The organism is Paeniglutamicibacter sp. ZC-3, assembly GCF_025847175.2.
Classification (GTDB): Bacteria; Actinomycetota; Actinomycetes; order Actinomycetales; family Micrococcaceae; genus Paeniglutamicibacter; species Paeniglutamicibacter sulfureus.
On sequence record NZ_JAOYTG010000007.1, the window covers coordinates 109,287 to 131,230 of the forward strand.

Annotated in this window: 15 protein-coding genes; 11 read left to right on the forward strand and 4 right to left on the reverse strand. The window is 65.9% G+C overall.

The window, feature by feature from the left end; genetic code table 11:
• Positions 1 to 50: 50 nt before the first annotated feature.
• Positions 51 to 1,799: a calcineurin-like phosphoesterase C-terminal domain-containing protein gene (locus OIU93_RS09820; protein ID WP_372342901.1), complete on the reverse strand. Its 1,749-nt coding sequence runs from the start codon at positions 1,797 to 1,799 to the stop codon at positions 51 to 53.
• Positions 1,800 to 2,383: 584 nt separating this feature from the next.
• Here OIU93_RS09820 and OIU93_RS09825 point away from each other — a divergent pair.
• Positions 2,384 to 3,211 carry a shikimate 5-dehydrogenase gene (locus OIU93_RS09825; RefSeq protein ID WP_264269891.1) on the forward strand — a complete coding sequence of 276 codons (828 nt, stop codon included), beginning with the start codon at positions 2,384 to 2,386 and terminating at the stop codon, positions 3,209 to 3,211.
• A 116-nt stretch (positions 3,212 to 3,327) separates the two neighbouring features.
• Here the strand turns inward: OIU93_RS09825 and OIU93_RS09830 are convergent, their stop codons facing one another.
• On the reverse strand, positions 3,328 to 5,151 hold the full coding sequence (locus OIU93_RS09830; RefSeq protein ID WP_372342902.1) for a calcineurin-like phosphoesterase C-terminal domain-containing protein: 1,824 nt from the start codon (positions 5,149 to 5,151) through the stop codon (positions 3,328 to 3,330).
• Positions 5,152 to 5,382: 231 nt separating this feature from the next.
• On the reverse strand, positions 5,383 to 6,561 hold the full coding sequence (locus OIU93_RS09835) for an MFS transporter (RefSeq protein ID WP_264269892.1): 1,179 nt from the start codon (positions 6,559 to 6,561) through the stop codon (positions 5,383 to 5,385).
• Between the two features lie 1,501 nt (positions 6,562 to 8,062).
• Between OIU93_RS09835 and OIU93_RS09840 the strand changes: the two genes are divergently transcribed.
• Genes OIU93_RS09840 through OIU93_RS09870 form a run of 7 tightly spaced genes read left to right on the forward strand, consistent with a single transcriptional unit; the run spans position 8,063 to position 16,795 of the window.
• On the forward strand, positions 8,063 to 9,157 hold the full coding sequence (locus tag OIU93_RS09840) for a substrate-binding domain-containing protein (protein ID WP_264269893.1): 1,095 nt from the start codon (positions 8,063 to 8,065) through the stop codon (positions 9,155 to 9,157).
• Positions 9,141 to 10,706, forward strand: a complete 1,566-nt coding sequence (locus OIU93_RS09845) for a sugar ABC transporter ATP-binding protein (RefSeq protein WP_264269894.1) — start codon at positions 9,141 to 9,143, stop codon at positions 10,704 to 10,706. The genes OIU93_RS09840 and OIU93_RS09845 overlap by 17 nt, the downstream gene beginning before the upstream one ends.
• Entirely contained in the window at positions 10,703 to 11,710 is a 1,008-nt protein-coding gene (locus OIU93_RS09850) for an ABC transporter permease (RefSeq protein WP_264269895.1), read from the forward strand. The genes OIU93_RS09845 and OIU93_RS09850 overlap by 4 nt, the downstream gene beginning before the upstream one ends.
• Entirely contained in the window at positions 11,707 to 12,813 is a 1,107-nt protein-coding gene (locus OIU93_RS09855) for an ABC transporter permease (protein WP_264269896.1), read from the forward strand. The genes OIU93_RS09850 and OIU93_RS09855 overlap by 4 nt, the downstream gene beginning before the upstream one ends.
• A gap of 18 nt (positions 12,814 to 12,831) precedes the next feature.
• Positions 12,832 to 14,274 carry an LLM class flavin-dependent oxidoreductase gene (locus OIU93_RS09860; protein ID WP_264269897.1) on the forward strand — a complete coding sequence of 481 codons (1,443 nt, stop codon included), beginning with the start codon at positions 12,832 to 12,834 and terminating at the stop codon, positions 14,272 to 14,274.
• A 15-nt stretch (positions 14,275 to 14,289) separates the two neighbouring features.
• Entirely contained in the window at positions 14,290 to 15,516 is a 1,227-nt protein-coding gene (locus OIU93_RS09865; RefSeq protein WP_264269898.1) for an acyl-CoA dehydrogenase family protein, read from the forward strand.
• Between the two features lie 40 nt (positions 15,517 to 15,556).
• Positions 15,557 to 16,795, forward strand: coding sequence for an acyl-CoA dehydrogenase family protein (locus OIU93_RS09870; RefSeq protein WP_264269899.1), 1,239 nt, complete (start codon positions 15,557 to 15,559; stop codon positions 16,793 to 16,795).
• A gap of 22 nt (positions 16,796 to 16,817) precedes the next feature.
• Here OIU93_RS09870 and OIU93_RS09875 read toward each other — a convergent pair whose 3' ends face one another.
• Positions 16,818 to 17,606: a GNAT family N-acetyltransferase gene (locus OIU93_RS09875; RefSeq protein WP_264269900.1), complete on the reverse strand. Its 789-nt coding sequence runs from the start codon at positions 17,604 to 17,606 to the stop codon at positions 16,818 to 16,820.
• 147 nt (positions 17,607 to 17,753) lie between these two features.
• Here OIU93_RS09875 and OIU93_RS09880 point away from each other — a divergent pair, with 147 nt between their 5' ends.
• From OIU93_RS09880 to OIU93_RS09890, 3 genes are all read left to right on the forward strand, one after another.
• Positions 17,754 to 19,328 (forward strand): helix-turn-helix transcriptional regulator, encoded by a 1,575-nt coding sequence (locus OIU93_RS09880; protein ID WP_264269901.1) that lies wholly within the window; start codon positions 17,754 to 17,756, stop codon positions 19,326 to 19,328.
• Between the two features lie 106 nt (positions 19,329 to 19,434).
• Positions 19,435 to 20,331: a universal stress protein gene (locus tag OIU93_RS09885; RefSeq protein WP_264269902.1), complete on the forward strand. Its 897-nt coding sequence runs from the start codon at positions 19,435 to 19,437 to the stop codon at positions 20,329 to 20,331.
• The gene (locus OIU93_RS09890) at positions 20,318 to 21,943 is read left to right on the forward strand and encodes a PLP-dependent aminotransferase family protein (RefSeq protein WP_264269903.1); all 1,626 of its coding nucleotides are present in this window, start codon (positions 20,318 to 20,320) and stop codon (positions 21,941 to 21,943) included. The genes OIU93_RS09885 and OIU93_RS09890 overlap by 14 nt, the downstream gene beginning before the upstream one ends.
• Position 21,944: the final 1 nt, after the last annotated feature.

Consider the following 21,944-nt stretch of genomic DNA (forward strand, 5'->3'; position numbering starts at 1 on the left):
CGCAAAGCCGTGACGCACCGTCGGTGTGTGTGAACGGGTGAACCCGGGAGCTACTCGGTGACCTCGAAGTCCAGGGTTTCGGTGAATTCGCGGCCGTGCACGTCGGTCGCGGTGACCTCGGCGGTGTGCTCGCCGACGGCGAGGCCGGCGGGCAGCGCCAGGCGCCACAGGTGCATTGACCTGTCGGCCAAGCCGCCACCATGGACGAACTGCTCCGCGATGGCAACGGGATCGGAGTACTCGGAGCCGACCAGCGGGGTCTCGCCACGCAGCTGCTGGGTCCGCGAAGCAACCAGCGGCTCGCCGCCGTCGATTTCGACCTCGACCGTGGAACCGGTCGAACCCATCCAGAAGTTGGTCGTCAGCCAGGTCTGGCCCGCCAGATCGGCCTGGGAAACCGCCAACGGCTTTTCCAGCTCCGGAGCCGACCCGCGCGGCACGGAGATGTTCTCTGCGTACCAGGCCCGGTACTTCGGGGTGTTCAGGCCCACCGACATCTGCTCGGAGCCGTCGCCGCCGCGGATGGTGAGCCGTTCCGTGACCTCCGTGTTCTTGATGTCGAGGGTCAGCACGCCGGGCGGGGTGCCGTCACGCTGGACGGACGTCGGGTAACCCTTTTCGAGGACCCGGCCGCCGTACCAATGGCCCGACACGGCGGGCACGGTCAGGTGCGTGAATGGCAGGCCGGCCTCGCCGACTTCGTCGCGCCATCCGGCCATCAAGTCGCCCTTGCGCAGGTTTTCCGCCATGTGCGTGTGCCCGCCCAGCGAGACGACTTCGCGGCCCTCAAGGATCTCGTAGATCTCCTGCAGCTGCTTCGTCGTGTGGGAGTTGCTGTAGTAGAACTCGAGCAGCGGGCTATGGCCGGCCAGCACGATCACCTTGTTCTTGGGAATTTTCGCGATGTCGGAGCGCAACCATTCGAGCTGGCGCTCGCCGAGCCCGTAGGTGTAGTCGCCCTTCTTTGCGGGCACCTTCGTCGGGTATTCGATGTTGCTCAGGGCCACCACATGCGCCTTGCCGGCGTCGTAGGAGTAGTACTCCGGACCGAACTGGGCTCGGTACGAGTCGAATTCGTGCTCGCCGTCGAGCGCATCGAAGTCCAGGTCATGGTTGCCGGGCAGGAACCGTGCCGGGCCGTTGAGCATGGAAGTCAGTTCGCGGGTCTGGGTGAAGACCGAAAGATCGTCGCCGACCACGTCCCCGATGAAGAGCGCCCCGCAGCCCGCGTAGTCCTGGCGTTCGGCGAGGTCCGCGAATACGCCGTTGCGGGCGAATTCGACCTCCTTCTGGTTGTACGTCTGGATATCGGCGCCGATGGCGCAGTGCTGCTCGGGGGACTGGGTGAGATTGCTTTGGGCCAGCGGGAAATTCACCGCCTCCGGCAGGGCACCGGTGGGTGCGATCCCGCCGAACTTCAGCTTCGGGGAGCCTGCGGGCAGGTGGTTGTAGAAGAACTGGGCGACATTGTGCTCATCGACCGGAACCTGGTAACCGCGGGGCTGGGTGACGAAGACCGTCATGTTGTCAAAGGCCGGGAGCTCGTAGCGGCCGTTCGGATCGGTCGTGGCGATATCGCGCCCGTTGGATACGGCCACGCCATTGAGGCCCCGTTCGTTGCCGTCAAGAACGGAGTTCTTGTTCGCGTCGTCGAAAACGACGCCGCTGAGGGCATCCTGGTTGTTGGCGCCGTTGGATTCAACGACGTCAACGGAGCCGCGGTAGGCATTTGCGTCCCAGTCGCCCTGGGCCGGCGCTGCGCCGGCGGAAGAGGACAGCAGGGTGCCAGCAACGAGCACGGCAGTGGTTCCTGCAAAGATGCCGAGCGGCCGAGCGCGGAGTTTTTTCGGCGGTTGGGTGGACGAGGGCATGACTTACCTCCGGTGTGGGGAAAACCGGCCGGCTGGTTGGCCGACCGCCACCAACCTTCCAAACTCCGGTGAATGGAAGGCCGCCATCGCGGACCGGCAGGAGGTCAGGCTCGTGAAGACTCGCCAAACGGCGGAACAACAAGACCAGGCAAGAAATTCACCTGCGGTACCGGCGTCATTGTCCTGTCGTAAACGACCATGGGCAGGCAACGGGGGCCGCAGCCGGCCGGAAGGCCATGACGACGGTACCCGGGCAGGATCTGGCGCCGTGCGCCTCCGAAGCCCGCCATTGCGCGGGGGCGGGTTCGGCCTGGTGGCGTTTCCGCGCGGACCGCCCGACGATGGCAGCGAGCGCGGCCGGCGGCTATCCGGGCCTCACCGGGGTTGGTGTTCTTCACCGTCAGCGCTCGCCGTTTGCTGTTCGGATTCCCGTTCGGGGCCGGCCGTTGCCTCCGGACCGTTTTTCTGGACGTCCAGAAATTAGGTCCGCGGCCGCCGAATAGACTGAGGTCATGCCGATTTTGAACAAGGACATGACGCTCTGTATCTCGTTGGCGGCGCGACCCAGCAACAACGGGACACTTTTCCACAACCACCTGTACGGGCAATTGGGCCTGAACTGGATCTACAAGGCATTCGCCCCCACCGACCTGGCCCAGGCCGTCGCCGGGATCCGTGGTCTGGGCATCCGGGGCGCCGCCGTTTCCATGCCTTACAAGGAAGCCGTGATTCCGCTCGTCGACCATTTGGCGCCCTCCGCCGCGGCCATCGAGTCGGTGAACACCATCGTCAATGAAAACGGCGTCCTCACGGCCCACAACACCGATTTTTCGGCGGTGGTCGAGCTGCTGAGGGTCCACCAGCTTCCCGCGACCCTGCGGACCATGGTCAGGGGCTCCGGCGGAATGGCCAAGGCGGTGGTGGCGGCGCTGCGGCACGTCGGCTTCCAAAACGTGGTGGTGGTGGCCCGCAACGAGGCGGCGGGACGGAAACTGGCCGAGACTTACGGGTTCACCTGGGCGTCGGAGACCTTCGACGGTGCGGAGCTTTTGGTCAACGTCACCCCCATTGGGATGGCCGGCGGCCCCGAGGCGGACCAGATGCCGTTCCCGCCGGAACAGGTGGCTGCCGCGCAGGCGGTGTTCGACGTCGTGTCCGTCCCGGCGGAAACGCCGCTGATTCGCGCGGCGCGCACCGCCGGGAAGCCGGTCGTGACAGGCACCGATGTTGCGGCACTGCAGGCCCTGGAGCAATTCGTGCTCTACACCGGCATAAGGCCGACCGCGGAGCAGGCTCGCGCGGCACGGGAGTTCATGCTGGCACAGACACAACGCCCCTGACCTCGACCGTGTGCCACCGGGCACGGCCGCGGGGCAGCCGAACAAACGACGGCGGTGCGCCGCGGCCCGAAAGCCGCGACGCACCGCCAGTGCGCTGGATTGGGTGAAGCGGGATGCTACTCGGTGACCTCGAAGGTCAGGGTCTGCGTGAATTCGCGGCCGTGCACGTCGGTCGCGGTGACCTCCGCGGTGTGCTCGCCGACGGCGAGGCCGGAGGGCAGTTCCAGGCGCCACAGGTGCATGGAGCGGTCAGCGACGCTGCCGCCGTTGACCAGCTGCTCGGCCACTGCCACCGGGTCGGAGTACTCGGCGCCGACCAGCGGGGCTTCGCCTTCCATCGCCTGGGTGCGGGTCGCTTCGGTGGATGCCGCGCCGTCGATGCTCACCTTGACGGTGGAGCCGGTGGAACCCATCCAGAAGTTGGTGGTCAGCCACGTGTTGTTGGCCAGGTCGGCCTTCGGCACGGACAGCGGGTTCTCGAACTCGGGGGCCTTGCCCTTGTTGGAAAGGTTCGCGGCGTACCAGTCGCGGTAGGCAGGGGTGTTCAGCCCCAGGGCCATCTGCACGGAGTCCTCTTCGCCGCGGACGGTGAAGCGCTCGACGACATCGGTGTTCTTGATGTCAAGGGTCAGCACGCCCGGGCGTCCGCCGTCGCGCTGCAGGGCGAGCGGGTAGCCGCTCTCGCCGTCGCGTCCGGAGTACCAGTCGCCGGAGATGGCGCCGGCGGTGATGTGGGTGAAGGGCAGGCCGTCGATGCCGAAGATGTCGTTCCAGCCCTCGAGCTTGTCGCCCTCGCGCATGTTCTCGATGCTGTGGGTGTGTCCGCCCAATGCCACGACCTCGCGGCCCTTCAGCAGTTCGTAGATCTCGGCGACCTGCTTGACCTGGTGCTTGGCGCTTCCCTGGTCGGCGAAGTCAAGCAGCGGGATGTGCGCGGCCAGCACGATGACCTTGTTCATCGGCACCTGGGCGATGTCGTTGCGCAGCCACTGGAGCTGCTGCTTGTCCAGGGAACCGGTGTAGTCGCCCTTCGCGGCGGGCTGCTTGGTCGGGTACTCGACGGTGTTAAGCGCAACCACGTGGGCCTTGCCGGCGTCGTAGGAGTAGTACTCCGGGCCGAGGTTGGCCTTGAAGGTGTCGAACGCGTGCTCGCTGGTGGCCGAGTCGAAGTCCAGGTCGTGGTTGCCGGGCAGGAAGCGCGCCGGGCCGTTCAGGACGCTGGCCAGCTCGCGGGTCTGCGGGTAGAAGGAAAGGTCGTCGCCGACCACGTCTCCAATGAACAGGGCGCCGCAGCCCTCGTAGTCGGTGCGCTGGGCCAGGTCGGCGAAGGCGCCGTTGCGGGCGTATTCGACCTCGTCCTGGTTGTAGGTCTGGATGTCGCCGCCGATCAGGCAGTGCTGCTCGGGGGACTGGGTCAGTTTGCTCTTGGCCAGCGGGAAGTTCACTGCCTCAGGCAGTGCGCCGGTCGGGGCGATGCCGCCGAACTTCAGCTCCGGGGAGCCGGCGGGCAGGTGGTGGTAGGAGAACTGGGCGACATTGTTTTCGTCGACCGGTACCTGGTAGCCGCGCGGCTGCGTAACGAACACCGTCATGTTGTCAAAGGCCGGCAGCTCGTAGCGGCCCTTCGGATCGGTCTTTGTGACGTCGCGTCCGTTCGACACGGTCACGCCGTTGACGCCGCGCTCGCCGGCGTCCTGCTTGGAGTTTTTGTTCTTGTCATCGAAAACGATTCCATCGATGGCCTCCTGGCCTGCGTCGCCGGTTGGCTTGACGACATCGACGGTGCCGCGGAAGGCAGCTGCGTCCCAGTCAGCCTTGACGGGGGCTGCGCTGGCAGCGGGGGAGAGAACGGATCCGGCGAACATGAGCGCCAGGGTTCCGGCGGCAATGCCGAGGGGACGGGCATGGGCCTTCTTGGACGGTGGGGTGAACGACTGCACGAGGGACCTCCGGGTTGGGGGAAAACCTGCCGACTTATTCGTCGGCACCTCCAACTTTCCAAGTGCAGGTGAATGGGGAACGGGGTTCGTGGTCCGGGAAGGGGTCCTGCCGGCAAAGACTCGCCCACGAATTCGTGAACACGGGGGCGGGCAATGTTCGTGCGCTGTTTTTGCCATGGTTCCATGACGTCAACGTTCATGGGCGGGACGCGCGGAATCTATTGCGTGTTGCTATCCGAGGGTGGCGGGTTCGGCATGTCGACGGTTCCATGCTGTGTGGCCGAATGTCGCTGCCGTTGTCAGCAGCGCGCTGAGCAGCAGGCCGTAGCCGAAGATGGCGGCGTAGTCGCCCGTTTCGGCCAGGGTGGCCGTGGCGAAGTTTCCCAGCGAGCCGCCCAGGAACAGCGATGCGGCGAACAACGAGACGGTCGTCGCACGGGCCTGCGGTGCGACATCGGTGGCCCAACCCTGCATTGACGAGTGCATGACCGCGTTGGCGACGCCGATCAAGGTCGCCGTCACGGTGACCACCGCAGGTACCGGCCACAGCATGGAGATCCCGCAAGCCACCGTCAATACCGAGCCGCCGGCACAAATCAGCTGGGTCCGGGAGAAACGGTGCACCAATTTCTTCATCGCGCGGGCACCGAATATCACCCCCACGGCGTAGCCGGTGGCCAACAGCCCGGCCACCCCGATCCCCACGCCGGCGTGCTGAAGCGCCGGCACGATGTAGGTCAGCGCGCCGAGCAACACCATGCCCTCCATCAGGGCAATCACATAGACGCCAACCGCGGCTACGGTAAAGGCGCGGCGAAGCTGGAAGCGGCCACGAACCACCGGAACAGCCGAAACCTTGGCCAACGCAAACAGGATTGCCGCAGCTCCCAATGCAGGAATTCCAAAGACCAGCCGCCAATCCAGGAAGGTCGCGACGGCTCCTGCTCCCAAGGTGGCGAGGGTCGCTCCCAGCGAGGAATAGATCTGCAGGTCCGAGAGCCCCCGGGCGCGGTCGATCCCCGTCCGGGTATCACCCAGCAGCGTGAGCAAGGTGGGATACAGGGCGCCGAACATGAAACCAGAGAAAGCCCTGGCCACCAGCAACGGCACGTATGAAATGAACAGGGTGCTCGCAACGGCGCCGAGAACGGCCCCGATGAGTGCCAGACGCAGCACCGTCAGGCGACCAAAGCGGTCGCTGAGAAATCCCCACAACGGTTGTCCGAAGGCATAGAAAAGCGCATAGACGGCGACTAGCTGGACGGCCTGGGCCAAGGAGAGGTCAGTGAAAGTAGCCAGCGCGACGAGCATGGGCGGGGTGGCGAAACGGTCAAAGAATGCCAGGAAGCCGATGGAACGAAGTACCGGATCGGGTATTGCGCCCAATGATTCGGTGGAGTCCTCGGACATATGGTTATTCGCCCTTTCCAAGCTCGTTCCTCGCTATATGAAACCAGTTCGCTTGGAAGAAGGGAGGTTTGTGACGGCCTGCGGTACCTTTCGTGTGGGCGCGGCGGGACGGCCAAGCCATGTCAGGTCGCCCAAGTGCTAGCAGCGATCGACAAAAAGAGTCGAAGGATGCAAGTCGTCGCTCGTCCGCGCATTTCCCATTACCGCTATTTAGCTGAATGGTCGCCTGAAGACCAGTAATTTGTTGCGACCGTTGCGGAATTTCCCTCACGGCCATGGCTCGACGACGATCAGCACGCATCCCTTCGCGCATTGGAGAATCTCGTCGAAGGAGTCGTACGTGACCTTGAATTCAATGGCGAAGACGGGCCTGCACCGTTCTCCGAGCGTTCCTCTGGTGGCAACCTCCGCGTTGGGGTCTCACCGGCCGAGCACCGGTAACTTGTGGTCGAGGCCCAGAAGCGTGGCGTCTTGTTGGATCGGTTCCGGGGCTCGATCCTGGCTGCCCGGGGCCAACGCTAAGACTTCGAGTGGGAACTGAAGCGCAGGAAACCATGAAGATGGTTGCCTGCGCCTCAGGTAGACGTACTACTCCGTGGAGTTCAACAGATTGGATTCCTTGCGACACCTCAGCGTCTGAAGATCCTGTCCAGGAAAGAGCGAAGCCCGCCGCGGGAACCCAAATGGCCCTCAAGCTCCCACGGATCGGCAGCCGCGTCGGAGAGCGTACCGTCCGCGCCGTAGAGGACATGCTTGGTACCCGGGCCCGGGATCTGGGCACCTGCCAAATTTGGGAGTCCGGGGCTTGACGCCGAACCGTGCAGCGCGGCAGGGCCCATCCTGGAAGTACTACCTGCATTGCCTGCCGAGCGGGGATGTTTGTTTTTCATGTTCATCACCAAGTCCTTTATCCGTACCCTAATTCTAGATTTTTTGTCAGTGTCGGAGCATGGATTCCGACAACATCTTTTGCCATCGGCATCGCGGGCCGCTGGGGCACTGCATCAGTCGTCAGCCCTGGGCGGTTTGATTCCTGCCGGACACAAAGTGAATTGTGAAGCCGAGTCTGGTGAATGTGTCACCGGCCCCAGCGGGAGAAGCCGTAGCGGATGGAGCGGAGGGCGGCTAGTTCCAAATTGAAGGCGAAAGGTGACGGTTCCTTGCGCCATATGACATCTCGAAGTCGATGAAGGGCGGGATTCGGCCCGATGTAACGACGTGAAAGTCGCCAGACGACGTCATGAGGCCTGAGGCAACCGACATATTACGGTCGTGTTTATTCGGCGGAATCAGGCTGTTTGAATCGATGAGTACCCATCCAGAGCGGCCGAGAGACCTGGCTTGTTGACGCCGCAGCAAGTTTACGGAGCAATCCGTGGATAGTGCTTCGGCCAGGACCGATGGAGATCTCGCGATCCCTCCCGCGGCCAGGACCTGCTGGCCATGGGACGGATTGTTTGTCGATTTCTTCGCCACCGAGATTGTTGAAGGAATGCGTTTCATGGAAAACACCAAATCCCACTCGGCATCGTCAGGCCGTGCGCTGCGCGGAGCGATTCTTAAGGGCGCGAGCCTGGCAGCCGCGCTGACCTTGATGGTCACCGGATGCTCGCTGAAGGAACCGGTGGCCACCGCCGCTCCGGTCGCCAGCCAACCAGGCACGGGGGCAGCGGGCGCTCCCGTTGCAGAAGCCGACCCCCTCGCCGGCGTCCCCTCGCTGGAAGGCAAGACTGTTGGAATCGCCGCGAAGGACATTGTCCACGACTACAGCCGCGTTATTTATGAGGAGCTCCAATCCCGAATTGAGGAACTCGGCGGCACGGTGATTGCAACCCAGGCCGAGGCAAAGGACGACAAGCACGTCAGCAACGTGGAAAACCTCGTCACGCAGCAGCCTGATGCGATCATCGTGATCCTCGGTGATGCCCAAACGCTCAGTCCCGCCCTGAAGAAGGTCGACGAGGCCGGGATCGCACTGTTCACCATAGATTTCCAGTCCGAGTACAGCAGCAACAACGTCACCGGCGACAACTGGTGGGTCGGCTCCACCGTTGCCCGCACCCTGGCCGAGGACATCGGGGGCAAGGGCAAGATCCTGGCCTTCAACGGTTTCCCCGGAGTGGCCCCGTGCCGCATCCGCTACAGCGAACTCAAGGTGGTGCTCGAAGACTACCCGGGAATCGAAATCCTGAAGCCCGAGCTTCAGGACAAATACGAAGGCACCATCGAGGATGCCAAGAAGCAGGTCCAGGACCAGCTTCGCAGACTCCCCGCCGGGGAGATCGACGCCATCTGGAGTTGCTGGGACATCCCGCTGATTGGTGCGGCCCAGGCCGTCGATTCGGCAGGCAGGGACGAAATCAAGCTCTACGGCGTCGACGCCGAACCTGGGGCACTTGACCTCATCGCGGACCCGGAAAGCTCCTACACCGTAACCGTTGCGCAGCAGACCAAGGCGATGGCAGCCAAGTCGGCTGCCAACGTTGCCCTCTTGCTCGGCGACCGAGCCGACGAGGTCCCCAACACCAGCTACCTGGCCCCCGTGTTCATCGACAAGTCCAACGTGAATCAGGTGCGCCTTGACCTCGGCATCTAACGTGCCGCTGCTGGAAATGACCGGAATCAACAAGTCGTTCGGTTCCGCGCAGGTCCTCACCGACGTCGACCTCGAGCTCGGTTCCGGGCAGATCCTGGGGCTCGTTGGCGAGAACGGGGCCGGCAAGTCGACACTGATCAAGATCCTCACCGGTCTCTATGCCGCCGACTCAGGCGAGATCCGGCTGGACGGCAACCCCGTGTCCATCGCCAGGCCGGCCGACGCCGAGGAGCTGGGTATCCACGTGATCCACCAGGACCGGCACCTGGCCCCCAGGCTCTCCGTCGCGGAACAGCTGTACCTCGGGCACCGGGACCTCGGCCGCGGCTGGATACGCCGCGGCAACCTGGAACAGAAAGCCGCCTCCGACATCCTGCGCGTCACCGGCCAGCACATCGATGCCTCCCTGCTGGTGGAACGGCTCACAGTTGCCCAGCAGCAACTGCTCCAGATCACCCGGGCGGTGCTTTCCGAACCGCGGGTGCTGATCCTGGACGAGCCAACCGCGCCGCTGGCCTCCGGCGAGGTCGACCAGCTCTTCGGCACCCTGCGCCGACTTCAGGGCGCCGGAGTTGGCATCATCTACATCTCCCACTACCTGCAGGAACTCAACGAGATCACCGAAAAGATCACCGTGCTGCGCAACGGCGGGAACGCCGGGAATGTGTCGCTGCGCGCCGGGGACAGCCTTGAAGACGTGGTCGAGCTGATGGTGGGTCGCAAGGTCGTCGAGTTCGACCACGGGCGGACCCCACGCCGTCCCGATAGCAAGATACCGGCACTTCAGGTCCGTGGACTCAGTGTTCCCGGCGCCCTGCAGGGGCTTGACCTCCAGGTGCTTCCCGGAGAGGTGCTGGCCATCACCGGGCTGGTCGGCTCCGGAGTGGATGTCGTCGCCGACGCCGTCACCGGCACCGCCAAGCGCCACGGGAGTGTTCAGCTGAGCGGCCAACCGGTGCGCGACGTGGCCGGGTTCGTTGCCAACGGCGGGGCCTATGTGCCCTCGAATCGCCGCCGCGACGGCATCTTCGTGCGAAACACCGTGGCGGAAAACCTGTCAGTGGCGCGCTTGCGCAACGTTTCGAAACTCTTGGGATTCATTGCCCCCGCGCTGGAGACGAGGCTTGCAAGGAAATACATCGAGCAGCTCGACATTCGCCCGGCCAGCGGTTCGGCCATCGCCGGGAACCTTTCCGGGGGAAACCAGCAAAAAACGGTGCTGGGCAAGTGGCTGGCCGCCGACGCGTCGGTGCTGGTGCTTGACCAGCCCACCTCCGGTGTCGACGTCGGCAGCCGTGCCCAGATCTACGCCCAAATCAATGAGCTCGTCGAGGCCGGAGCCGCCGTGCTGGTGGTGACTGTGGACCTGGAGGAACTCATCGGCATCGCCGACCGGACCTTGGTCCTTTACCGCGGAAAGGTCGCCGCGGAACTTTCCGGACCCGAGGTCACCACCGACCGGATTCTGGCGATCGCCTCGGGAGCCGCCTCGGCTCCAGGCCAGGCCCAATCCACCCCCGAAACCCTGAATGCGAGGCAGTACGCATGAGCGTCACCACGCTGGACCCCATCCGTCCGGGCGCCGGGGCCGCCGCCCCGCGCAGGCGCCCCGCACTAATCACCTGGGCCGGTTATGCCGCCGTGGTCCTCATTCTGGGTTTCTTTGCCCTTGGGTCGCCGCACTTCCTGCAGTGGGAGAACGTGTCCTCGGTGCTGAACCAGGCAGCAGTCTTCGGGATCGCCGGCATTGGCTTGGCCATCGTGATCGTCACCGGTGGCGACGACGTCCTGGAGGGCGGCATCGACCTTTCCATCGGGGCCACCGCCGGGCTTGCCGGGACCGTCACGGCCGTTTCCGTCGCGGCAGGCACCGGAGCCACGGCCGCCGTGCTCACGGGTCTGGCAGTTGCCGCGGCGCTGGGTGCTGTCAATGGAGCTGCCATCATCTTGGGCCTGCGGCCGCTGCTGGCAACGCTGGCGACCATGGGCATTGCCACGTCCCTGGAACTGGTGGTCAGCGACAACCTCAAGATCGCCCTCGATGGCGGAGCCTTCCTGTGGCTGCGCCAGGGAACCTTCGCCGGCCTGCCGGCCGCCGTCGTGGTGCTGGTTGCGGCCACCGTGCTTGCCTGGTGGGCGCTGGGCAAGACAGCCTGGGGCGTCAACAGCTACGCGGTGGGGCAAAACGCCACCGCTGCCTCGATCGCCGGGCTGTCCCCGGCACGCTACCGCTTCTCCAGCTACGTCATCAGTGGCGTATTGGGCGGCATCGCCGGGGTATTGCTGGCCTCTCGGCTCTCCGCCGCCGTCCCCGGCATCGGCGGGCAGATCCTGCTGGACATCATCTTGGTGGCCTACATGTCCACCGTCTTCTCCCGCCGGCTCGTGGTCAATATCCCCGGCACCGTCGTCGCCGCGATCTTCGTCGCCGGGCTGGCCAACGGGCTAACCCTGCTGGGGGTTGCCAGCCAGTGGGTCGGCGCAGCCAAGGGCCTGTTGATCCTGCTGGTGCTCGCCGTCGTCGTTGTCCGAGGAAGGAACACCGCATCATGACCCTCATTCAACAATCCCCACCGTTGCTGCCCACGCCACCGACACCGCAGGGCAACCCCGGGCCCGCTCCCGGCCGGGAGCGGCGCCGGGTCGGAGCCATCGCACCGCGGCTGATTGCCCCGGTGGCCCTGGCCGCGATCCTGCTCGGCTTCGGCATGCTGTCCCCGGTCTTCCTGACTGCAGGGAACCTGGCCGGCGTACTGGGCCAGATGGCCATCCTGTCGCTGGTGGCCATCGGGATGACCATCGTGGTCCGTGCCGGCGGCATCGACCTGTCCATCGGAGTCGCCGTGGACCTGGCCGCGCTTGCGTCCGCGGCGTTGATCGCCGACGGATACCGTGCCTGGGTCGCCATCGCGGCCGGTTTGCTCTTTGGACTGCTGGTCGGCGCCGTCAATGCAGCACTGATCGTGGGCCTGCGCATCCCGCCGTTCCTGGCCACGCTGAGCGTCTGGTTCATTGGCACCAGCGTCCAGCAACTGCTCACCGGCGGTGGAGCCCCCATCTACCTGTCCAAGCCCCGCGTGCCGATCGAGTTCGCCCTGCTTGGCCGCGGTTATCTGGTGGACGTGGACGGGGTGATCGTCAGCGCCGCGCTCGTTGCCCTGGTCATCGGCGTGCTGCTCGGGGCGACCCGCTGGGGCCGCACCGTGACGGTCACCGGCGAGCAGCCCACCGCGGCGCGCATCTCCGGGCTGCGGATCAACCGCATCACGGTCTCGGCCTATCTGCTCTGCTCCCTGGTTGCGGGGTTCGCCGGAGTCATCCTGGCCTCACGGACCAATGGGTTCGTGCCCGGATCCGGGCAGGCATACCTGATGGATGCCATCGGCGCGGTTTTCATCGGGGCGACGCTTTCCCGCTTCTCACGCGTCTCGGTGCCCGGGACGCTCATCGGCGTGCTGATCTTCGCTCTGCTGAGCAACGGGATGAACCTCGTGGGGCTCTCCTTCTTCTGGCAGGGACTGGGCCGCGGCGTCGTGCTGTTGGCCATCCTCCTGCTCGGTGTGCTGCTTTCCCGAAGCGTCCCGGCCGGAACCGGGATCCTGGCCCGGCTATTGACCAGGCCGTCACCCCGCAACGCAACCCAGAGCACCGACTAGGAAGAAGCCCCACACGCCATGGCACAACGCATTTCCCTCAATGCCTTCGACATGACCACCCCGACCCACCAGAGCCCCGGGCTCTGGCGCCACCCGGAAAATCAGGCGGATACCTACAACACCCTCGAATACTGGACTTCCCTGGCAAAGACCCTCGAGGCCGGCGGCTTCGACGCCCTCTTCCTGGCCGACGTGCTGGGAATCTACGACGTCTACCAAAACTCCAGCGCCCCGGCACTGCTGGACGCCGACCAGGTCCCGCTGAACGACCCGTTCATGCAGGTCTCCGCGATGGCGGCGGTGACCAAGAACCTCGGGTTCGCGGTGACCAGCGCGCTGACCTACGAACAGCCCTACGCACTGGCCCGCAAGTTCTCCTCGCTTGACCACCTCACAGGCGGGCGCATCGGCTGGAACGTTGTCACCAGCTACCTCGAATCCGCCGCGCGGAACCTGGGCTACACGCGCCAGCTGGGACACGACGAGCGCTACGACCTCGCCGATGAATTCATGGAGGTCGTCTACAAGCTCTGGGAGGGTTCGTGGGAGGATGGCGCCGTCGTCAAGGACAGGGAGCGCGGAATCTACACCGACCCCTCCAAGGTGCACCCGATCAACCACGACGGCACGTACTACAAGGTGCCCGGAATCCACCTCTCCGAGCCCTCGGTGCAGCGCACCCCTGCCATCTTCCAGGCGGGGGCATCCTCACGCGGCAGGCGCTTCGGCGCCACGCACGCCGAAGGGATCTTCCTGAACTCGATCAACACCACCGTCACACGCCGGCAAACCGAGGCAATCCGCGACGAACTCGAGCTGGTCGGCCGACCGCGCGATGCGGCCAAGCTCTACGCGCTGGTCACCACCGTGGTCGCCGACTCGGATGCCAAGGCCGAGGCGCTGTACCGCGAATACCAGTCCTTTTCCTCCCGCGAGGGCGCCATGACCTTCTACGGAGGCTGGTCGGGCCTGGATTTGAGTAAGTACGCCGGCGAGGACGAACTGAAGTACATCGACACCAATGCTGCGCGCTCCGCGCTGTCGATCTTCACCACCGCGGATGCCACCAAGTCGTGGACGCCGAATGCGATCGCCGACTACCTGGGCATCGGCGGCATCGGCCCTGTCTTTGTCGGTTCAGCCGAGACCGTTGCCGATGAGGTGGAGCGCTGGGTGGACGAATCGGGGCTCGACGGCATCAACCTGGCTTACGCCGTGACCCCCGGGTCCTTCGAGCAATTTTCCGACCTGGTGGTCCCGGAACTGCGCAAGCGCGGACGCGCCTGGGATGGCTACGAAGGTTCCACGCTGCGCGAGTACGTGGCCGGGCAGGGCAACACCAAGGTCGCCGACACCCACCCGGCGGCAGCCTACCGCGGCGCCTATGCGGACAAGCCCTCCGCAGCCGAGGCCGCGGCCAGCGCCACCCCCGAGGCCGTCCTGGCCTCGAACCACTCCTAGGAAAGAGGCAAGCACATGAGCACAAGCACCGAGACCCTGCGCCGCACCCCCTGGAGCGGGCACGCCGACGAGGCGGAGATCGCCCACTGGAGCGCCATCGCCCAATCGGTGGCCGACACCCTTGCCACTGATGCCCTGGCCCGGGACCGCGCCAACGCGACACCCCATGCGGAGACGGAATTGCTGCGCTCCTCAGGCCTGCTGGATCTGCTGGTCCCGGCGGAGTTCGGCGGTGGCGGAGGACACTTCGAGTCCTCCTTCCACGCCGTGCGGATCCTGGCCACCGCCGACGGCTCGATCTCCCAGCTACTGGCCTATCACTACTTCAACCAGGCGGGCATCGGCTTCTACGCGGCCCCGGAGGACCAGCCGGCCTGGTGGCGCCGCACTGTGGAGGGCGGCTGGCTCTGGGGCGACTCGGTGAACCCCGTGGACCCCACCCTGGTGCTCACCGAAGAGGGCGAGGGCTACCGGCTGAACGGGTTCAAGCGCTTCTCCACCGGCTCCGGGGTGGGCGAGGTCATCATCGTCAACGCCGTCATCCAAGGCGGAACCAACGACGGCAAGGTGCTGGCCTTCGTGCTGGACACCGGGCGGGAGGGCCTGGAGCTGGTGGGAGACTGGGACCACCTCGGCCAGCGGCTGACGGCCTCGGGCTCGGTGCGGTACACCGATGTCGCGGTGTTGCCCGAGGACATCCTCGGGCCGGTCACCGACGAGCCCATCGCCTCGCTGTTGACGCCGGGGGTGCAGTTGGGCTTCGGCAACTTCTACCTCGGCGTCGCCCAGGGCGCGCTGGCCAAGGGCAGGGAACTGCTGCTGGCGCGCAAGAACGCCTGGTTCCTCTCAAACGCCGAAAGCTATGCGCACGACGTGGTCTTCCAGCGCGCCATCGGGGAACTGAAGGCCCGCACAGCAGCGGTTGAGGCGCTCGCCGAGAAGCTGAACCGACGCTTCGATACCGAGGTCGCCCGGTCCAACGAGCTGACGGCCGAGCAGCGCGGGGACTACGCCATCGCCATCGCCGAGCTGAAGGTGGTGGCCACCGAGACCGGCATCGAGGTCGCCAACCGCATTTATGAGGTCACCGGCGCCAGCTCGACGGCCAATTCCGTGGGCCTCGACCTCTTCTGGCGCAATGTGCGCACCCACACCCTGCACGACCCGGTCGACTACAAGAAAATCGAGGTCGGCGCCCACTTCCTGCATGGAGAGCTGCAACCGCTCTCGCTCTACACCTAAGCCCCGTCCCGCTTTCCTTCCCATACAAAGGAGTCCAACCATGACCACCACATCCCTGAACCGCAGCCGGCTCGAGCAGCTTTCGGCACGCTTCGCCCCGCTCTTCGCCGACATCGCCGCCGGTGCCTCGGAGCGCGACCGCACGGGGTCACTTCCCCGCGAACAAGTCGCGGCATTGGCCGACGCCGGGTTCGGTGCGGTTCGCGTTCCCGAATCCCACGGAGGTGCCGGGGCCACGCTGCCCGAGCTTTTCGAGCTGCTCACCGAGCTAGCCGCGGCAGACCCCAACATCACCCAGGCGCTGCGCAGCCACTTCGCCTTCGTGGAGGACCGGCTCGTCGCCGTCCCCGGCGCCGAACGCGACGCGTGGCTGGCGCGCTTTGTCGCCGGCGAGCTGGTAGGCGGTGCCTGGACCGAGATCGGGACCGTGACCGTGGGCGAGGTGAATACCAAGGTCAGCCCCGACGACACCGGCGGGTTCGTGGTCAACGGGACCAAGTACTACTCGACCGGGTCGATTTACGCCGACTGGATCGACACCTACGCCCAGCGCACCGACACCGGCAGCCGGGTCATTGCGGTAGTCAACGCCCATCAACCCGGGGTACAGCTGGAGGACGACTGGGACGGATTCGGCCAGCGCACCACCGGCACCGGGACCTCCACCTACACCGACGCCATCGTCACGGCGCAGAACCTCATCGAATTCGACACCCGGTTCAAGTACCAGACTGCCTTCTACCAGGAGGTGCTGCTGGCGGTGCTGGCGGGAACGGCACGCGCCGTCGAACGCGAATTCGCCGCAGAGCTGGCCGCGCGCAAGCGCACCTTCAGCCACGCCGCGGCCAACGTCGCCGGTGAAGACCCGCAGCTGCTGCAAATCGTCGGTGAGGTATCCGCCGCCGCATTCGTCGCCGCCGGCGCGGTGGAACGCGTGGCGGATTCCCTGCAGCGCGCCTACGCAACCGCCGTCGCGCTCCACGCCGGGGACGCCACGGCGCAGGAGGACGAAGCGGCCAACGACGCCGCGGAACTCGCCTCGGCCCAGGCGCAGGTGGCACTGACCCCGCTGGTCCTGAACGCCGTGACCCACGCCTTCGATGCGCTGGCTGCCTCGGCCACCAGCACCGCCAAGAACCTGGACCGCCACTGGCGCAACGCCCGCACCGCCGGCAACCACAACCCCTGGGTCTACAAGGCCCGCCTGGTGGGGGATCACTCCGTCAACGGCGCTGCCCTGCCGCGGGTCTGGGCCATCGGCGCGTCAAAAAGGGCGTAGCCGGCCGGCGCGGCCTTCGGACTCAGCGCGACCAGTAATAGGGCGTGGTCGTGGAGACCTTGAGCAGGCCGGAGCGTTCCAGGATGGGTCGCGAGTACTCCGTCGAGTCACTGTGGACCAGCTTCTTGCCCACCGCCAACGCCGACCGCGCCCGCGCAGCCGTCAGGGCGCGGTAGATGCCGCGTCCGCGGTAGGCCCGGAGGGTGGAGCCGCCCCAGATGCCGACAAAGTCGGTGTCGGGCACGGGCTCGAGCCGGCCCGCGCCGACCATGCGCCCGTCGGTCTCGGCCACCCACAGCTCCATGCCGTCGTTGCGCGCCAGTCGGTTGATGAGTGCATCGGCAAGACGGGTGTTTGAGGGGTTGCCGAAGGCCTGCTCGACCATCTCGCTCATGATCCGTACATCGGAATCGCTGGTGATCCGCCGCAGGCCGACCCCGTCCGGGGTCGGGACATCTTTACATAATCCTTCGAGGGCTCCGATCATGATCGATTCTGGCTCGTGGGGCAGGAATTCATTGGCCAACAGTGCCTCGTGCAACCCCGGTGCATGATCGTGCCCCCGGCTTTTCCACTCGATGCCGGCGATCGTCGGATCCTTGCGGAAATGGTCGAGCGCCCGGCCAACGAGTGTGGCGATTCCGACTTTGTCAACGGATCCCAGATCCCTGTACGTCACGAAGCCGCGCCCTCCGGCGAACGTCACCAGGCGCAGTGTGTCCAGCAGGTCAACCCGGATCGCGCTGGGCGTTTCGGCGTCCGTGCGGAGCTGGTCGTCGTAGGCCTCGAGGTATTTCGCATGGTCAGTCACCGGTTTAATGCTGTCAGGGCGGTTGGTCGGGCACAACCCCCATTGGGCGGCGGGAAAACCGGACGCGAGTAGCTCCACATCGAGTCCCGGGGGTTCGTGGACGGTTGTGCAGACTGGCGGATTCGGCATGCAACTTCGCTGAAACGCATGTTTGGTGTTTTCAGGGCAGCCTTTCTGGCCAATCGCTGGGAAGATCTTCACTTCTTCGCGTACCCTGAAAATGTGAGCACCCCCACATGGAACCGGCCCGCAACGTCGGACAAGAGCATCCTGTCGCCCGAAGACGCCGAGCAATTGGACATCATCTCCCTCGGCCGCCGGATCCGACACCTGCGCAAGGCCAAGGCCATGACCCTCGATGACCTGTCAGAGGCCGTGGGCACAGCGCCCAGCCAACTGTCGCTGATGGAAAATGGCAAGCGCGAGCCAAAGCTCAGCATGCTCAAGTCGCTCGCCGCCATCTTCGGCGTCGGGTTGGACGAGCTGCTCGGTGCCGCACCTCCCACGCGGCGCGCGGCACTGGAAATCGAGCTGGAGCGCGCCCAGCGCGGACCGCTCTACCAGTCGCTGGGACTGCCCAAGGTGCGCATCTCCTCTCGGACGCCCATGGACGTGCTCGAATCCCTGGTCGGGTTGCAGGGGGAGCTGGAACGGCGACTCAACGAGCAATCCGCCACCCCCGAGGAAGCGCGCCGCGCCAACGCGGAGCTGCGCGGCGAGATGAAGGCACGCAACAACTATTTTCCGGCGATCGAGAAGGAAGCCGCGGCCGTGCTCAAGGCCATTGGCCACACCACCGGTCCGCTCTCACACCACCAGGTAGCCGACATCGCCGCGCACCTGGGGTTCTCCCTGCACAACGTCTCGGACCTGCCGCACTCCACCCGCTCGGTCACCGACCTGAAGAACATGCGGGTCTACCTCACCCAGTCCCAGCGTTCGGAGCATTCCACGCGTTCGGTGCTGTTGCAGGCCTTCGGACACCACGTGCTGGGCCACGCCACCCCGTCCGACTATGCCGAGTTCCTGCGCCAGCGCGTGGCCACCAACTACTTTGCGGCCTCCCTGATGATGCCGGAAAAGGCCACCGTGGATTTCCTGCAACACGCCAAGAGCGCGCGCGAGCTCGCCGTCGAGGACATCCGGGACGCCTTTGCGGTCTCCTACGAGACCGCCGCCCACCGCTTCACCAACCTGGCCACCGAGCACCTGGGCATCACGGTGCATTTCCAGAAGGTGCACGAGTCCGGCATCATCCACAAGGCCTACGAGAACGACGGCGTGAACTTCCCGATGGACCACATCGGTGCCATCGAGGGGCAGTCGGTGTGCAGGCACTGGACCAGCCGCGAGGTCTTCGACGTGGCCGACCAGTTCAGCGCCTACAACCAGTACACGGACACGACGGTCGGCACCTTCTGGTGCACCGCGCGGACCGAGCGTTCCAACACCGGGAAGTTCTCGCTGAGCATCGGGGTGCCCTACGTGCACGTGAAGTGGTTCCGTGGCCGCGACACCACCGAGCGCTCCGTATCCACCTGCCCGGACGAGTCCTGCTGCCGCCGCCCGCCGCTGGAGCTGCAGCAGCAGTGGGCGGGCCAGGCCTGGCCCAGCGCCCGCGCCCAGACGCATCTGTTGGCGGCCATGCCACAGGGTGCCTTCCCTGGCGTGGACGAGACCGAGGTGTATTCCTTCCTGGCGCAGCACTCGATGGACAAATAGTGCGCCGCGTCACAGGTGCGTCATTCTTTCCGCCCTGCCCCGCGAACTGGTAGGCATAAGGGGGAAAACCCGAATCTACTCCCAATGAAGGGGGGAAGCCCACGCCATGAGGTATGTCGTTGGCTGCACCGAGGACAAGCGCGGGCGTGAGGCAATCTCCCTGGCACTGGCGCTGTCCAGGTCGTTGGCGGCTCCCACGCATGCCGAGATCGATCTGGTCCACATCCTTCCCGGCGTCCCGCCGGCCGCTGCAGCCACCCGCAGCGAACGCGTCTACCAGGAGTTCCTGGAGCAGACAGCCCAAAAATGGATGGACCGGGCGCTGGCGCTGGTGCCCTCGAGCATGGTTGCGCGGACCCACATTCGTTTTGCCGCATCGATGGCCGAAGGGCTGCTCGAGGCGGTGTCGGCGTTCAAGGCGGACCTGGTGGTGGTGGGAGCAGCGAGCACCGGGCCGCTGCGCCGGTTCACCGTCGGCTCCGTGGCCAACGCCCTGCTGCATTCCTCGCCGGTCCCGGTGGCGCTGGCACCCTCGGGCTACCTCCCGCCGCGGGAAATCACCCGCATCACCTGTGCGCTGGGCACCCGCACCGGGGCCGATTCGGTCCTGGAGGCCGCGGTGGATTCCGCCGCAGTCCGCCACGTTCCGCTGCGGCTGATCTCGCTGGTGGCCATGGACGGCGAAAAGCACCACGGCGACCGGATCGAGGCGGCGCGCGAGCACGCCCGGCAGACCCTCGAGACGGCCATCGCGGGCGTGCGGAACCGGACGATTGTCACCGCCGACGTCGCCCAGGGCCGCTCGACAGAGGCCGCGGTGGATGCCCTTGACTGGGACGAGTCAGAAATCGTCCTGCTCGGCTCCAGCCGCCTGGCGGAGCGGAGCCGGATCTTCCTGGGGTCCACCGCGAACAAGATGCTGCGTGCCCTGCCGGTGCCCATTGTGGTCATCCCGCGCTTCTACGTCCCGGTACCTGCGGGCGCCAACCATGGCCACGTCTAGGAACCCGCGCCCCGCCAACCCCGCAGACTTGCCGGAACCCCGCGAAGGGGTCAGGGCTCCGATCGCGGTGTCGGCCGGGTCGGGGGAGCCGCTGTACCGGCAGCTGCGGCAGGCGCTGGAGCACCAGATTCTCGTAGGCACCCTGGTGCCGGAGCAGCCCCTGCCCTCGTCGCGCGAGATGGCCCGGGAGCTCGGTCTTTCGCGCAACACCGTCAATGCTGCCTACCAGGAGCTGCTGGCCTCGGGCATGATCGAGTCCCGGTCGCGCCGCGGCTACTTCATCAACATCCAGATGCTGCGCAACCGCGAGCTCGGCCGCGCCGCCGCCACGGCGGAGGGGTCGGCCGTCGACTGGTCCCGGCACATCCGCCCGCGCGAGGATGCCGGGATGCCGGAGATCACCAAGGTCCGCAACTGGTCGAGCCACCCGTACCCGTTCGTGGCCGGGCAGGTCGACGAGCGCGACTTCCCGCGCCTGGCCTGGTCCCGGGCACTGCGCGACGCCATGGACGCACCACACCTCTTCTACTCGCTGCGCGACTCGGTGGACGAGGACGACCCGTACCTTCTCGAGGTGCTGTGCAAGAGGGTCCTCCCGGCCCGCGGCATCCAGGCCCGGCCGGAAAACATCCTCATCACCGCCGGCTCCCAACAGGGGCTGGACCTTCTGGCGCAGACCATGATGGGCCGCGACACCGTGGTCGGGGTGGAGAACCCCGGGTATGTCGATGCCCGGCACACCTTCGCGCGCACCGGTGCCACGCTGCGTCCGTTGGAAGTCGACGAGCACGGCCTGGTGCCACCCGCGGACTTCGGGGACCTTGACCTGCTCTATCTCACCCCTAGCCACCACAGCCCCACCAACGTCACCCTCTCGGGCAGCCGCCGCCAGCAAATCCTCGCGAGCACCCGCGACGCCGGGGCACTGATCATCGAGGACGACTACGATTCCGAGTTTCGCTACCGCGGCAAGCCCACCCCGGCGCTGAAGGCGCTGCCGAATTCCGGGCACGTCATCTACCTCGGATCCTTCACCAAGTTCCTGGCCCCGGGGCTGCGCATGGGCTACCTGGTGGCCGAGGCGGAGCTGATCACCGAATTGCGGAACCAGCGGCGCTACAAGATCCGGCACATCCCCGGCCATCCCCAGCGCGCCATGGCGCTGCTGATCGAATCGGGCCAGTACCACCGCACCATTTCGAGGCGCCGCACCCAATTGCAGCGCAAGTGGCAGGTGCTCACCGAGGCGCTGGAGGAATTCGTGCCCTTCAAGGTCGTTGCGCCTCCGGGCGGGGTCAGCGTCTGGATCACCGGCCCCGCGGACCTGGACTGCGTGGAATTGGCGGCCGAGGCGCTGAAGGCAGGAATCGTCATCGAGCGCGGGGACGTTTTTTACGATGATCCAGGAGCCAACCGGAACCACTTCCGCCTGGGATTCGCCGCCATCAAGCTCGAGGCCATCCGGCCGGGCATCAGGGAACTGGGCCGCGTCATTGCCGGGCTCTCCGGGCTCACCGGGCGGCAGGGAGAGGCTCCTTCACGTCCTGTGGACCCATTGAACCCTGCCCGATCTGGATCTGTGCCGAACGGCGCACCTGCAGAACAGTTGTAGC